Source organism: Kitasatospora sp. NBC_00374 (assembly GCF_041434935.1).
Classification (GTDB): Bacteria; Actinomycetota; Actinomycetes; order Streptomycetales; family Streptomycetaceae; genus Kitasatospora.
Genome location: NZ_CP107964.1, coordinates 8,194,162 through 8,206,699, shown reverse-complemented (window position 1 = coordinate 8,206,699; position 12,538 = coordinate 8,194,162). Strand labels below are relative to the sequence as shown.

15 protein-coding genes and 2 pseudogenes are annotated in these 12,538 nt (G+C 71.8%); 7 read left to right on the top strand and 10 right to left on the bottom strand.

Annotated elements, in window-relative coordinates; genetic code table 11:
- The first annotated feature begins 266 nt into the window (after nt 1–266).
- Nucleotides 267–1,061: a VOC family protein gene (locus OG871_RS35865; RefSeq protein WP_371502540.1), complete on the top strand. Its 795-nt coding sequence runs from the start codon at nt 267–269 to the stop codon at nt 1,059–1,061.
- Between the two features lie 315 nt (nt 1,062–1,376).
- Nucleotides 1,377–1,589 carry a hypothetical protein gene (locus OG871_RS35860; protein WP_371502539.1) on the top strand — a complete coding sequence of 71 codons (213 nt, stop codon included), beginning with the start codon at nt 1,377–1,379 and terminating at the stop codon, nt 1,587–1,589.
- A gap of 74 nt (nt 1,590–1,663) precedes the next feature.
- Here the strand turns inward: OG871_RS35860 and OG871_RS35855 are convergent, their stop codons facing one another.
- From OG871_RS35855 to OG871_RS35845, 3 genes and pseudogenes are all read right to left on the bottom strand, one after another.
- Nucleotides 1,664–1,738, bottom strand: coding sequence for a DUF6461 domain-containing protein (locus OG871_RS35855; RefSeq protein WP_371503508.1), 75 nt, complete (start codon nt 1,736–1,738; stop codon nt 1,664–1,666).
- 19 nt (nt 1,739–1,757) lie between these two features.
- Nucleotides 1,758–2,291: pseudogene (locus OG871_RS35850) on the bottom strand (SDR family NAD(P)-dependent oxidoreductase); the annotation flags it as partial.
- A gap of 65 nt (nt 2,292–2,356) precedes the next feature.
- Nucleotides 2,357–3,040 (bottom strand): Tat pathway signal sequence domain protein, encoded by a 684-nt coding sequence (locus OG871_RS35845; protein WP_371502538.1) that lies wholly within the window; start codon nt 3,038–3,040, stop codon nt 2,357–2,359.
- Between the two features lie 103 nt (nt 3,041–3,143).
- On the opposite strand from OG871_RS35845, the gene OG871_RS35840 reads away from it, so the two are divergent.
- Nucleotides 3,144–3,335: a hypothetical protein gene (locus OG871_RS35840; protein WP_371502537.1), complete on the top strand. Its 192-nt coding sequence runs from the start codon at nt 3,144–3,146 to the stop codon at nt 3,333–3,335.
- A gap of 347 nt (nt 3,336–3,682) precedes the next feature.
- Here OG871_RS35840 and OG871_RS35835 read toward each other — a convergent pair whose 3' ends face one another.
- On the bottom strand, nt 3,683–4,237 hold the full coding sequence (locus tag OG871_RS35835; RefSeq protein WP_371502536.1) for a hypothetical protein: 555 nt from the start codon (nt 4,235–4,237) through the stop codon (nt 3,683–3,685).
- A gap of 93 nt (nt 4,238–4,330) precedes the next feature.
- On the opposite strand from OG871_RS35835, the gene OG871_RS35830 reads away from it, so the two are divergent.
- Nucleotides 4,331–4,840, top strand: a complete 510-nt coding sequence (locus OG871_RS35830; RefSeq protein ID WP_371502535.1) for a PadR family transcriptional regulator — start codon at nt 4,331–4,333, stop codon at nt 4,838–4,840.
- Nucleotides 4,841–4,957: 117 nt separating this feature from the next.
- On the opposite strand, the gene OG871_RS35825 is transcribed toward OG871_RS35830, so the two are convergent.
- Together OG871_RS35825 and OG871_RS35820 are read right to left on the bottom strand one after the other, a co-directional pair.
- Nucleotides 4,958–5,323, bottom strand: a complete 366-nt coding sequence (locus OG871_RS35825; RefSeq protein WP_371502534.1) for a darcynin family protein — start codon at nt 5,321–5,323, stop codon at nt 4,958–4,960.
- A 73-nt stretch (nt 5,324–5,396) separates the two neighbouring features.
- Nucleotides 5,397–6,290 carry an NAD(P)H-binding protein gene (locus tag OG871_RS35820; protein ID WP_371502533.1) on the bottom strand — a complete coding sequence of 298 codons (894 nt, stop codon included), beginning with the start codon at nt 6,288–6,290 and terminating at the stop codon, nt 5,397–5,399.
- A 106-nt stretch (nt 6,291–6,396) separates the two neighbouring features.
- On the opposite strand from OG871_RS35820, the gene OG871_RS35815 reads away from it, so the two are divergent.
- Nucleotides 6,397–7,377: a LysR family transcriptional regulator gene (locus OG871_RS35815; protein WP_371502532.1), complete on the top strand. Its 981-nt coding sequence runs from the start codon at nt 6,397–6,399 to the stop codon at nt 7,375–7,377.
- Nucleotides 7,378–7,617: 240 nt separating this feature from the next.
- On the opposite strand, the gene OG871_RS35810 is transcribed toward OG871_RS35815, so the two are convergent.
- Nucleotides 7,618–8,433 carry a DUF899 domain-containing protein gene (locus OG871_RS35810; protein WP_371502531.1) on the bottom strand — a complete coding sequence of 272 codons (816 nt, stop codon included), beginning with the start codon at nt 8,431–8,433 and terminating at the stop codon, nt 7,618–7,620.
- A gap of 491 nt (nt 8,434–8,924) precedes the next feature.
- On the opposite strand from OG871_RS35810, the gene OG871_RS35805 reads away from it, so the two are divergent.
- Nucleotides 8,925–9,683 (top strand): hypothetical protein, encoded by a 759-nt coding sequence (locus tag OG871_RS35805; protein ID WP_371502530.1) that lies wholly within the window; start codon nt 8,925–8,927, stop codon nt 9,681–9,683.
- Nucleotides 9,684–9,835: 152 nt separating this feature from the next.
- On the opposite strand, the gene OG871_RS35800 is transcribed toward OG871_RS35805, so the two are convergent.
- Nucleotides 9,836–10,072, bottom strand: a complete 237-nt coding sequence (locus OG871_RS35800) for a hypothetical protein (RefSeq protein WP_371503507.1) — start codon at nt 10,070–10,072, stop codon at nt 9,836–9,838.
- Between the two features lie 39 nt (nt 10,073–10,111).
- A pseudogene (locus OG871_RS35795) lies at nt 10,112–10,429 on the bottom strand (enoyl-[acyl-carrier-protein] reductase FabV); the annotation flags it as partial.
- A gap of 269 nt (nt 10,430–10,698) precedes the next feature.
- Here OG871_RS35795 and OG871_RS35790 point away from each other — a divergent pair.
- Entirely contained in the window at nt 10,699–11,934 is a 1,236-nt protein-coding gene (locus OG871_RS35790) for a glycosyltransferase (protein ID WP_371502529.1), read from the top strand.
- A 120-nt stretch (nt 11,935–12,054) separates the two neighbouring features.
- Here OG871_RS35790 and OG871_RS35785 read toward each other — a convergent pair whose 3' ends face one another.
- Complete coding sequence (locus tag OG871_RS35785) at nt 12,055–12,204, bottom strand: hypothetical protein (RefSeq protein WP_371502528.1); 150 nt, start codon at nt 12,202–12,204, stop codon at nt 12,055–12,057.
- Nucleotides 12,205–12,538: the final 334 nt, after the last annotated feature.

The window sequence follows — 12,538 nt, the reverse complement described above, 5'->3', positions numbered from 1 at the left end:
CGGCAGAGCGTGCGAAGGCACACCGGCACCGCGACGAGCCCCGAACGCCCGGTGCACGGCCCGCTGCCCGGGGTGGGGCCCGGTGGACCGGGGCACCCCCGGTGCTTTCGATCCGGCGGCGCCCCGCGTCCCGGCGTGGCTCCCCGCCGCCCCGGACCTGCCGTCCGGGTGAACCTTGCCGTCCCGTGCGGCCCGTACAGATCTCCGCGCACGGCGGCTCGGCATCGTATGGGGCGGACGGACCCCGTACATCCCAGGAGGACACCATGCTCGGCACCGACTTCCGTACCGGATCGCCCAACTGGCTCGACCTCGGCAGCCCCGACACCGACGCGGCCGCCGCCTTCTACGGCCGGGTCTTCGGCTGGGAGTTCGTCTCCGCCGGGCCCGAGGCCGGCGGCTACGGCTTCTTCCAGCTCCAGGGCAGGACGGTCGCCGCGCTGGGCCCGCTGACCGAGGAGGGCGCGGCCTCCGCCTGGATGATCCATTTCCAGAGCGCCGACGTGCAGGCCACCACGGGCGCCGTCCGGTCCGGCAGCGGGACGGTGCGGATGGAGCCCATGGATGTCATGGGCGAGGGCTGGCTGGCGCAGTTCACCGATCCGCAGGGTGCCGAGTTCGCCTGCTGGCAGCCCGGGAAGACCCCCGGACTGGAACTGGCCTCCGCCGAGAACTCCCTGCTGTGGGTGGAGCTGCACGTGCCGGACCCGGCCGCGGCCATCGCCTTCTACGCCTCCGTCTTCGGGTGGCGGCACGCCGAGATGCAGGCCCCCGGGATGCTGTACCGGGTGCTCAGCATCGCGGACGGCGACCAGGAAGAGGGCTCCTTCGGCGGGGTCGCGCCGCAGGGCGACGGGGCGGGCGCCGGGTCGAACGAGGTGCCGCGGTGGGTCCCGTACTTCAACGTGGCGGACGTCGACACCACCGTCACCGCGATCGAAGGCGGCGGCGGGCGGGTGCTGATGCCGCCGGCGGACGTGCCGCAGGTCGGCCGGATCGCCTGGGCGGCGGACCCGGCCGGAGCGGTGTTCGCCCTGCTGAAGCCCGACCCGCGCATGTGACGGGGCCCGGCCCGGGCCCCGGCGGTGCCGGCAGCCAACGGGCTCGCTGGTCACCGGGCGGGGCCGGGGCGCGGCGCTGCCTCCGGGCCGTGTGCCGGTCCGAACAGCGCGTACCGGCGCACGGCCCGCGCGTGGCGCGCCCCCATTGATTCGAATGCCCCTTCCGGTTGTGCGGGTGCGGGGGAAATCCTGCGCGATCCGGCCGACCGGATGCCGGGCAGGCCCTACTGTCGGGACCATGACCGGGACGTGCGTGGACGGGCAGGTGGCGGGTGGCGCCGCCAAGGCGGCCGCCGACCGCCGCGCGGGCGCGCGATGAGCGACACCGCACCCGTCCGCCGCTGGGAGAGTGTGCAGTTGCCGCCCGACGATCGTGGCCGCCGACTGTGGGCCGTCCTCGACCACCGCACCGGTCTGTGGAACGCCGCCGAGGACGGGCAGATACTGCTCTTCGCCATCCGCCGCACCGCGGACTCCCACACCGCCCAGCTGCGTTACGTCAACGAGACCGCGATCTGCACCAGTTGACCGGCCGGCGGCAGCGGTTGTGCCGTCCTGGTCAGGGTCGAGGATCAGCGTCCTGAGCCGCTGGGCTGCTGTGGTCAGCGGATCCCGACGGACCCGCAGGTGAAGGTGGCTGCCTCAAGCAACTCCGGCGTCAGGCGGACTCCGGTCATCACGCCCGCGAGCGGCCAACAGCAGGCGCAGCCCCGGGGAGACGATCTTCGGTGAGGTCATGGTGCCGTCGGTCATGTCGGTCGCTGCGCCGCCGGGGTCGGCTGCGAAGACCGTGACGCCGGTGCCGCGCAGGCGCTCGGCCAGGTCCAGGGTGTAGGCGAGGTTGGCGAGCTCGGCCCGGCCGTACCAGTGGAAACCGTAGTAGCCGCCCGGTGGCTCGACGGCGGCGAAGGTGCGCTTGGCGACCTTGATCGCACCGGAGCTGACGTTGACGATCCGGCTGGGCCCGCCGGCCCGGAGCTGATCGAGCAGCAGCTCGGTCAGCAGGTACGGCGACAGGTGGTTGACGGCGAATGACGCCTCGGTCCCGTCGACGGTCCGCTCCCGCTCTGCGAACATCGCGCCGACGTTGTTGACCAGCACCTTCAGCGGGCCTTCGGCCGCCAGCCGCGCCGCGAGCACCCGTACGTTGTCGAGCGACGCGAGGTCGGCGGCCACGAAGCGCGGGGCGGCTCCGGTGGCGACCTCTGCAATCCGCTCGATCGCGCGCACACCGCGCCCTACGGCGGGCGGGTCCTGGCCCGGTGGCCGCGGGTCGCCGGTCGGGGCGGCTCGGGTCAGTTGACGTAGACCGCGGGGCCGCCGGGCTGGGTGGTGTCGGTCACGGGGCCGTAGGTGGCGGAGAAGTAGCCGTCGGCGGGGCAGAGGGCCGAGCCGCCGCTCTTGGCGAAGTGCTCGTTGCGGAAGGCCAGGCTGTGGGCGGCGTTGTCGGCGTTGCCGGTGAACGCGCCGCTGAGCTGGTAGGTGCAGGTGAGGGTGCCGAACCAGCTGTTGAGCACGGCGGTGGCCTGGATCGGCCCGGCGGTTCCGCCGGTGAGGGTGACCGGGAGCCCGGCACCGTCGTCGACGGCGACGCCGTAGGGGAGGTTCCCGACCGTCAGGCTGCGGACCGAGGTGACACCGGTGACGTTGCTGGTGCACGAGCCGAAGGTCAGCCCGGTCAGTGACCCGGTCGCCGTGCCGGGCGCCGCCGGGTTGCTCAGCACCTTGGCCGAGAGCTGGGAGACGGTGCAGGTGACGCCGGTCGCGCTGGTCGCGGTCGAGTAGAAGGTGGCGCGGGTGTTCGCGGCGAGCGGTGCGGCGAGCGCATCGCCCGCCGCGACGGCGGTGCCGCCCGCGCTGCCGGTGGTCAGCACCGAAGTGGTGACGGCGGGGCCCGGCGACGCGGAGGCAGGGACCGCGCCCAGCGAGAGGGCGGCGGCGAAGGTGACGGCGACGGCAAGGTGGCGGTGAACACGCATGGGAAAGCCTCTTCCTCGGTGAGGGGGATCGAGAAGACGAACTTTCACTGCTCCCGGGGGCGGTGGGGGATCGGGGAGCTGACTACGTTGTAGAGCCGTGTCCATGCACCGTCAAGACACCGCGCGGAACTTGCTGACTTTTCGTCAGCAAGTCGCGGTGGCCGTCCACGCGCTCATCGACGCCCGCGAACGGCTCACCGTCCCGTTCGATGCCGAGCACGCCGCCGAGGAAGGCCATCTCGAACGTGCCGGCGGGTGTCTCCCGGCGGAACGGGAGGCTGTTGGACCAGGTTGACCGAGCGCTCCCAGTCCAGCGGGGCCAGGTCGTCGCGGACGGCAATGGCCTGCCGGTGGCCGGGCGTCGCGGTGAGGAGTCCCTCGGATGTACCGGAGTTCAGGCGGACGTGGACTGCGCCTCGTGCACGACTGCGAACCAGAACAGGTCGGGCGAAAGGCTCAGGGGCAGCTGGGCCGCAAAACGGAGCTGGACGGCGCGCTGCAGGGGAGGCTGGAGGTGGGCTCGAGATCCTGGGTTCTTCCAGGCCGCGTCCAGCGGCCTTCCTCGCCCCCCGCCACTGCCCCGGCGGCTGCCCCGACCTCACGGAGCTTCGGCTTCGACGCGTTGCACCGCCGGCCGGGCGCCTACCGGGGGGCGTTCTCCGCCTGGACGGCGGCGATGTACCGCTTGGTGAACAGCATCGGGGCGACGAAGCCGGCGATCTGCACGAGGGTGGCGGTGGTGGAGTGGGCCTGGCCGGCGTGGGCCATGACGGCCAGGGCGACGGCGGTCAGCGTGAAGGCGAGCGTCCAGACCGCGGTGATGACGGTGTTGGTGCGGATGAACACCGGCTGGGCCCAGATCTCAGAAGGCGTGGACTGCTTGGCGATGCCGAGGGTGAACGGCCGACGGACCGCCAGCGAGGCTCCCGCGATGACGGCGAGCACCCCGGAGGAGAGCGCCGCCGAGTACGGGTGCAGCGCCGAGTCGGGACGGGCGAAAGCGAGGCCCGCGAGGGCGGCGAAGAAGACGGCCGAGCCGGACTCGATGATCAGGGCGTCCGGGCGGTACCCGGCGGCTCGCTGTTTGATGATCACCCCGACCGCCACCGCCAGGCCCGCAAGCGCGGCCCACTGCCAGTGGGCGGAGGGCAGGACCGCGTAGACGATCCAGGGCAGGAAGGTGAGGACGTAGGCCATGGTGTGACTCCCCCGTTGGTACTACCGCTGTCTGACATGTCGAAACTAGAAGGTCGTATCTGACATGTCAAGATTGGAAGGTAGAGTGGGGGCATGAGCCTTCGACACGCACTGCTGGGACTCCTCTCGGACCGCCCCGCCAGCGGCTACGACCTGTTGAAGCTGTTCGAGACCTCGCTCGCCAACGCCTGGCCGGCGACTCAGAGCCAGGTCTACACCGAGCTGACCAAGCTGGCCGATGCCGGACTGATCACCGTCACGGCCCACGGCGCACGCGGTCGCAAGGAGTACGCGCTGACCGACACGGGACTGGCCGAGCTCAGGCACTGGCTCACCGAGACCACGCCGGTGCAACACGCCCGCAGCGACCTCCTGCTGCGGGTCTTCTTCCTCGGCGTGCTCACCCCCGAACAGGCCCGCGACTACCTGCGGTGGCTGGCCGAGGTCTCCGCGCAGGGCCACGACCGGCTGCGGGCCGTCGAGGAGTCCGTCGACTGGGACGACGACAGCCTGTCCGCACACGGCCGGATCGCCCTGGAGTACGGCCTGCGCTTCAACGCCATGCGCCGCGAGTGGGCCGAGTGGGCAGCGGAACAGATCTAGGGCCTGCCTGCGCGAGGTTGTGATCAGTCTTCGGGGCATCAGGACTGGCGGAGGCCGACGCCCTCTGGCCGCAAGCAGCCAGAGGCCATCGGCCCGGTTGCGCGGGTGGGCGGTGTGTCAGGTGGTGATGGTGGCGACGGGTTCGAGGCCGTAGGTTCGGGCGTAGCCGTTCTCGGTGCCGACGAGGAGGTCGACGACCTCGAAGTAGCGGTCCCAGAAGGGGGTTTCGCGCAGTGCGTCGACGAGGAGCTGGTAGGCGTGGTGGTCCTCGGCCTCCCACACCCAGACGTCGGTGACACGCGCGGAGTAGAACTCCGTGTCGTAGAAGCGTGACCGGACGCCGGTGGTCCTGGCCTTGATGACCGGCAGGACCTGGGTGGTGAAGGCGTCCACGCGTTCCCGGACGGTCAGGGCGAGCCACTCGGGTGTGGTCTTGACCAGCATGAATGCCGTGACCGGCGGTTCGGTCTTTTCAGCGGGCATCAGGGTGCCTCCAAAGTGGCAGGTGGTCTTGGTTTCGCCGGGCTCGGTGCGGTCCGGCACCGGCTGCTGGACTTCAGGCGAGGACGGCGGGCTTGAGGGTCTGGGCGCACCACTGCTCGAAGCTGGTGGGGAAGGTGGTGTCCGGGGTGCGGGCGACGCCGGCGTCGAGACCTTCGTCCTTGGCCCGCTTCATGTCGACGATGCCCTGGACGAATGTCTCGTTGAGGCCGTAGCCGACGAGGGTGGTGTACAGCTCGTCGAGCGGCTGGCGTTCGTAACGGACGGGGCGGCCGAGCTGTTCGGTCATGATGCGGGCCAGATCGTTGGGCGACAGGTCCTGCGGCCCGAGGACCGGGACGCTGTCGGTGCCGGTCCACGAGCGGTCCAGCAGCAGGCCGGCGGCGGCGGCCGCGATGTCGGCGACAGCGACGAAGGGGGCCTTGCGGTCGGCGTCGACGGAGTCGGTGAAGACGCCCTTCTCGCGGATCGACTCGGACTCCTCCAGGAGGTTCTCGAAGAAGGACGGGTTGGCCAGGGCCCGGTAGGCGACGCCGCTGCCGGCGATGAGGTCGTCCAGGTCGAGGGAGGCGGTGACGAGGCCGGCCCGGTCGGCGAGCGGGGTGCCGCGGCCGAGCGCGGAGACGCCGACGACATGGCCGACGCCGTGGGCGGCGAGCGCCCTCACGGCGGGTCCGCTGAAGCCGCTGTAGGCGTCCTGCGGGGTCAGGGAGGCGTCCGGAGGGGCGAGCCAGAAGACGGCGTCCGCCCCCTCGAAGGCCCGGTCGACGACCGCGGCGTCTCCGTGCGAGCCGACGACCACCTCGACGCGCCCGCGCGCCGCGTCCGGAAGCCGTGCGGGGTCGCGCACGATCACGCGCAGTTCCTCGCCCGCGGCGGGGGCGGACTCCAGGAGCCGGGCGAGCAGGTGACGGCCGATGTTCCCGGTGGGAGCAGTAATGACGATCATGAAAACCTCGTAGGTCGTGCCGGTCGGTACGCCCCTCATCCTGCTGAGGATCCCAGTGCTGCCACAATGGGAACTTCAGCACGGAATCATTGACTGAAATGGAATAATGCTGGTGAGCAGCCCTGATCCGGTCATCGACGCCAATCTCGCCATCGCGCTGGATGCTCTGCTGGCCGAGCACAGCGTGACCCGCGCCGCCGCACGGCTGCACACCTCGCCCGCCGCCATGAGCCGCACCCTCGCGCGTCTGCGCCGCCTCCTCCAGGACCCCCTCCTGGTCCGGGCCGGACAGAGCATGGTTCCCACCCCACGCGCCCAGGCCCTGCGCGAGGAAGCCGCCACAGTGGTACGCAGCCTCGGAGCGCTGCTCAGCCCTGGCGCGAGCGTCGACCCCGCCAGCCTCCGCAGCACCTTCACCCTCCAGGCCGCCGACCTGGTCGGCGCGGCACTGGCCCCCGGACTGCTCCAACTGGCCCAGCGGGAGGCGCCGGGGGTCTCGTTCCGGCTCCGGGCCGAGGAGTTGGAGGCCGGCCCCGCCCTGCGCGACGGCCGGATCGACCTGGAGATCGGATCCATCGACCACGTGGACCCCGAAACCCAGGTCGAAGAACTGGTCAGCCTCCGCATGGTGGCGGCCGTCCGGCCCGGCCATCCGCTCACCGAAGGGCCGCTGACCCCGGTCCGGCTCGCTGCCGCCCAACACGTCGCGGTCAGCCGCCGCGGCCGGTTCACCGGCCCCCTCGACACCGCCCTGGCCGAGCAGAACCTCCACCGGCGGGTCGGCATCGTCCTCCCCAGCCACCTGGCCGCGATGACCCTCGCCGCCCGCAGCGACGTCGTCTGCCTCGTACCCGCCGCACCCCCCGGCGCCGCCCCCTCGCCCCTCACCCACGACGCCGGCGCCCTCGGACTGCACCTCCTCGACATCCCCCTGGCACTGCCACCGCTGACCATCGGCATGGCCTGGCACCCCCGACACACGGCCGACGGAGCCCACCACTGGCTCCGCAACGCCGTCCGCCGGACTCTCTGCTCACCGACAGCAGCTTCTGAGACCACCGTGGCGGACGCGATCGACCCCGAGTAGGACGACACCGCCCCGGCCTGTGCGGACGCACGCCCGTTGACGGCAATGTCGGACTCCGGCGAGCAGGCTGAGTCATGCTCCGACCTCTACCGACCCGCAGTCACACGGGTTCTGCCCTGTCCTGGAGCAGAACCCGGCAGGAACTTGGTGGGTGTGACGCGCAGACAACTCACTGACCAGCAGTGGACCCACCACGTCCGGCACCTCACGGCCGTTGCCGACGCCGTCGTCGAACGCGCGTCAGCCGTGGTGGCCGTGCCGGCCGAGGGTCTCCACGGGGGTCGCACCGGGGCGGGTCCACTGCGGCACGGGCCGGCTGGTCGGGCCCCAGGTGGCGACGCCGTCGGCGTCCGAGCGCCAGTACCAGCAGGCCTGGCGGCCCTCGGCCGGGTGCCCCTCGCGGACATCGCCGAGCACGGACCGGCCCTCGGGGTTGTCCTCCCACGCCTCGCCGCGGCCGTAGGGCGTCATGTCGAGCAGGCCGAGCGACCCGTTGACCGGCTCGTTGCCACGGCCCGTCGTGGAGTAGGTGAGGAACACGCGGTCGCCGTCGCGCAGGAAGCAGACGAGGTGCCCCATCTCTCCGCCGACCGGCGCCTGCCCGCCCCGCACCGAGTACCAGGGCTGGGTGTAACCCATGAACTCGACGTAGGGAGCCACCTCGTCCCACGGGCCCGAGGTCAGGACGGCGAACGAGACGCCCCGCGCGTTGAGGTAGACGGCGTCCTTCATGTGCCAGGCCGTGGTGGTGCAGCCCTCGCACTGTCCCTGGTGCGGCGCGCCGTCGTACCACATGTGCTGATAGACCACGAGCTCCTCGCGGCCCTGGAACAGGTCCAGGAACGGGACCGGGCCGTCGGGCCCGACGACCTGGACCGTCCCGTCGAGCTCCACCATCGGCAGCCGGCGGCGGGCCGCGGCAAGGGCGTCGCCCTCGTGGGTGTGAGCCTTCTCGCGGACCAGAAGCTCGTCACGGGCGGCCTGCCAGGTGGCGAGGTCGACGACGGGCGGGCGGCCGGGCAGCACGGCGGTCGGCTCGTCCGGGGTGGTTGTCATGGTGTCCTCCGTGGTGTCTCGTACCGGGCAGCGTCGCACGACGTACGACGGTCGCCGGAACAGACTCGCCACCGGGCCGGAAGTCGTCGCGGCAGGGGACGCCCTTGGCCGAGCCTGCACGAACGCTCGTGCGGACACCGGTGGTTCGGGATCCGATCCGGCACCAGGTTCTGCTGCCCCGGGGCCATCGCCTCCCTCGGTTCGAGCATGGGCGCGGCCGGGCCGGCTCGAAGCACCGTTCACATCGCGACGGCTGGTCGTCTCGGGCTCGGACCCGCCGCCGCGGGTTCGCCTGCGTCCGGAACACCGGCGGCGAGCCCGCCCGTCGACATCGGTACGTCCGAAGGGAGCAGGCGCCGATCGAGGTCGGCGCGAGAGAGGGACGGATGACTCGATCGCCCGACCGGCGGGGTGATCGAATATGGCAGGCGCCGAGCTGTCGCGCTCCACTAGGCTCTGCCCGCACTGACGACGACAACGCCTGGAGAATCGTGCAGCGACCCGTCATATCGTGGGCCTCGGCGTTCCTGCTCCTGACTGCCGCGGTATCAGGTTGTGCGTCGGCACCGGCGTCCCCGTCCCGCTCGACGGTTCCGCCCTCCGCGGCCGACGGCGGCGCCTCCTCGCGTGCGTGGGTCCCGCTCGGGCCGCTGACGGAGGACCAGCTCTGGGCGGCCCGGCTCGGCCCCGCCGACCTGCCCGGCGGCGCGGTCGTCGAGCCGGCCGAACCGTCCACGCCCGGGTCGGCCGCGAACGTGGCGGCCGCGTCACCGGAGTGCGCGCCGGTCCTCGCCGCGATCACCGAGAAGCCGCGGGCGCGGTGGGGTGCGGTGTACGTGGTGGGCAACAATACGTTCGGCAACCGGACCGAAGTCGACCTGGGCAGCTTCGACCCCGGGCAGGTGCGGGAGCGGTTCGACGCGCTCACGGCGGCGGTGCGCGGCGGCTGCCCGAGCCTGCGGACCCCCGCGGGGAGCGGCTACCGGACGCTGAAGGTCCGGGAGGTGGAGTTCGACGGGCTTGAGGTTCCGGCGATCTGTTTCGGTCTCGACGACCCGACCGGGGCCATCACCACCACCGGCGGGTTCAGCACCGTCATCCTCTACGTCGCGCTGGGCGACAATCGGGTGCTCTTCATGACCGGCGACGACACCGCGAAAACTCCGGCCGTACGGGCGGACATCGTGCGGGCGCAGCTCCGCAAGGTGACCGCACAGGCAAGCTCCGCCTCGCCGTCCGCGACCGGGTGACCCTGATCCCCCGGGACAGTTGAGGCCCAGGGTGCCGAGCACCCCCAGCAGAGTGATCTACAGCGTGGCCGGATCCGACTCGGCGTCAGACTCGTCAAGGCGCCGAAGCCGTGGGAGGTCGGCGCCGAGTCGTGGGCGGTGATCGGGACGGGTCAGGCGCCTGACGACGGGGAAGCGGGCCACGGGACGGTGGTCTCGGCTGCGACCTCGTAGTCGACGCCGGGCACGTCCCAGCCGTAGAGCCGGCCGACCTGGTCGCGGAACCAACCGGTGTCCGCACTGGTGGCAATGGTGTCGGCGTCGACCTGGTCCCACGTGGCGCGGACGGCAGCCTGAACGCCGGGATTCATCTCCCAGTCGTCCAGCCGGATGCGGTCCCGGTCGTCCAGGTCGGGTTCGGCGTCACCGGCGAGCTGGTCCCACAGGGCCGCTGCCTGGTCGACGGTGGCCTGCCAGCCGTCACCGGTCACGCGGTGAAGGACGCTGGTGTAGAGCGCGGTGCTCGGGACGGCGGTGGACGCCTGGGTGGCGGCCGCACCCGCGACGACGGTGCAGGCGTGGCCGGTGCCCTTGAGCCGGGTGTTGACGGCCCGGGCGGTGTCTTCCAGGTGCTGCTTGGCGGCGCCGATGGTTCCGGCCCGGTAGATGGGGGCGGTGATGTCGGATCCGACGTACGAGAGGGCGACGGTCTGGAAGCCCTCGGCGAGCAGGCCTTTGGACTGCAGGGCGTCGATCCACCTCTGCCAGTCGGGCCGCCCATGACCTGCACGGTCGCGTCGCGCTCGGCCTCGTCCGCCGCCCGCAGGTGCTACTCGCCGATCTGTGGGACGCCGTCCTCGAACACGAGGTCTTGGCCCGGTAGTCGGTGCCGAGCGGCTTGATGACGGAGCAAGGAGTACCCACTCCCTGCCACTCTCAACTTATAGCGCGCCGGGGGGCTTGCGGCAAGACCCGGGTGGTACCACAGAATCGGCGGCCGAAAGCCAGAACCTCCGGACGTGGGAGTCGCGAAAAAATGCGCGTGTTGTTGTCGACATGGGGATCGCGCGGAGATGTCGAACCGCTGGCGGGACTGGCGGTGGGGCTGCGGGAACTCGGCGCGCAGGTGCGGGTGTGCGCGCCACCGGACGAGGAGTTCGCGGCGTTGCTGGCGCGTGTCGGGGTGCCGATGGTGCCGCTCGGCCCGACGGTGCGCTCGGTGGTGGCCGGCACGAAGCCACCGACGGCCCAAGACGCGTTCCGGCTCGCTCCCGAGCTGGTCGCCGCACGGTTCGACACGCTCACCACGACGGCCGAGGGATGTGACGCGCTGGTGGCGACCGGCCTGATGCCGGCCGGCGCACGGGACGTGGCCGAGAAACTGGGCATCCGCTACGTGTACGCGTGCTTCCATCTCGCCGGACTTCCGTCGCGGCACTTCAGCCCCGGGGCGCGGCCTGGCAGGCAATCCCCACAGGACGAGACCGACAACCGGGTGCTGTGGGAGCAGGACGCCCAGAGGGTGGACGCGCTGTACGGAGAGGCGCTCAACAGCCACCGGGCGGCCATCGGTCTGCCGCCGATGGGCAGCGTCCGCGACTACGTCTTCACCGACCGGCCGTGGCTGGCGGCAGACCCGACGCTGTGTCCGTCGCAGGGCATGACGGACCTCGACATCGTGCAGACCGGGGCATGGATCCTGCCCGACGACCGTCCGCTCCCGGAAGCGCTGGAGGCGTTCCTGGACGCGAGCGAACCACCGGTGTACGTGGGCTTCGGCAGTATGGCCGCGCACGCCCCGAAGGACATCGCCCGGATCGCCGTCGAGGCGAGCCGCGCACACGGCCGCCGCGTACTCCTCGCCCGCGGCTGGGCCGGCCTGGCCCCGATCGACGAGGGCGACGACTGCTTCGTCCTCGGCGAGGTCAACCAGCAGGCACTGTTCCGCCGGGTGGCGGCCGTCGTGCACCACGGCGGCGCGGGCACCACGACGACGGCGGCCCGGGCCGGCGCGCCTCAGGTGGTGGTCCCCCGGATCGCGGACCAGCCGTACTGGGCCGCCCGAGTGGCCGAGCTGGGCATCGGCGCGGCTCACCACGGCCCGACGCCGACCTTCGACTCCCTGTCCGCCGCGCTCGCAACGGCTCTGACGTCCAGGACCCGCGCACGGGCGAGGGCGGTGGCCGGCGCCATCCGCACCGACGGGGCGACGGTGGCCGCGAAACTGCTGTTCGAGACAGTCGGCCAGGAAAGGCCGCCCGTCTCCGCGTGAACCACACGGAATCGTCGAGCCGGGCTCCGACGGAACAGCACCGGCTTCCGGGATCGCTGTGTGAGGAGTTCTGAGGCAGCATCGGCCCGACCTCCATCGAGCGGCGGTCCTTCCCGTACGTCAATCGGCCGGCAGCGCGATCTTGGTGAGCCGGAGCGAGGCGGTGTGGCTGTAGGCGGGTGTGCTGGCGTCCTTGTAGGGGGCGTCGTGCTGGTTCTGGTAGGAGACCTGCTTGACCAGGGTGTTGCCGTTGGTGGCGGTGGTGTCCACCAGTCGGTCAGGGCGAGGGTGAAGGCCTGGGAGCTGCCGTCGGAGAAGCGGAGGGGGCCCTGGGCGGAGGGGGCGTTGCTGGTGGTGGCGAAGCCCACGATTGCGAGGGTGGAGCCGGTACCGAGGACGGCGACGGTCTGCCCGGTGGCGTGGACGTTGTCGGGTGTGCCGTAGCGGCCGGGGTGCGAGGTGAAGGTGACCCCGCCGGTGGTGAGCTGCTGGTCGGGGGTCAGGCCGGCGGCTTCCAGGGCGTTGCCCGAGAGTTGTTGCCAGTGATGGTGATGCCGTCGAAGTGGCCGCTGCCGCTGACGACCTTCACGACGATGCCTGCGGA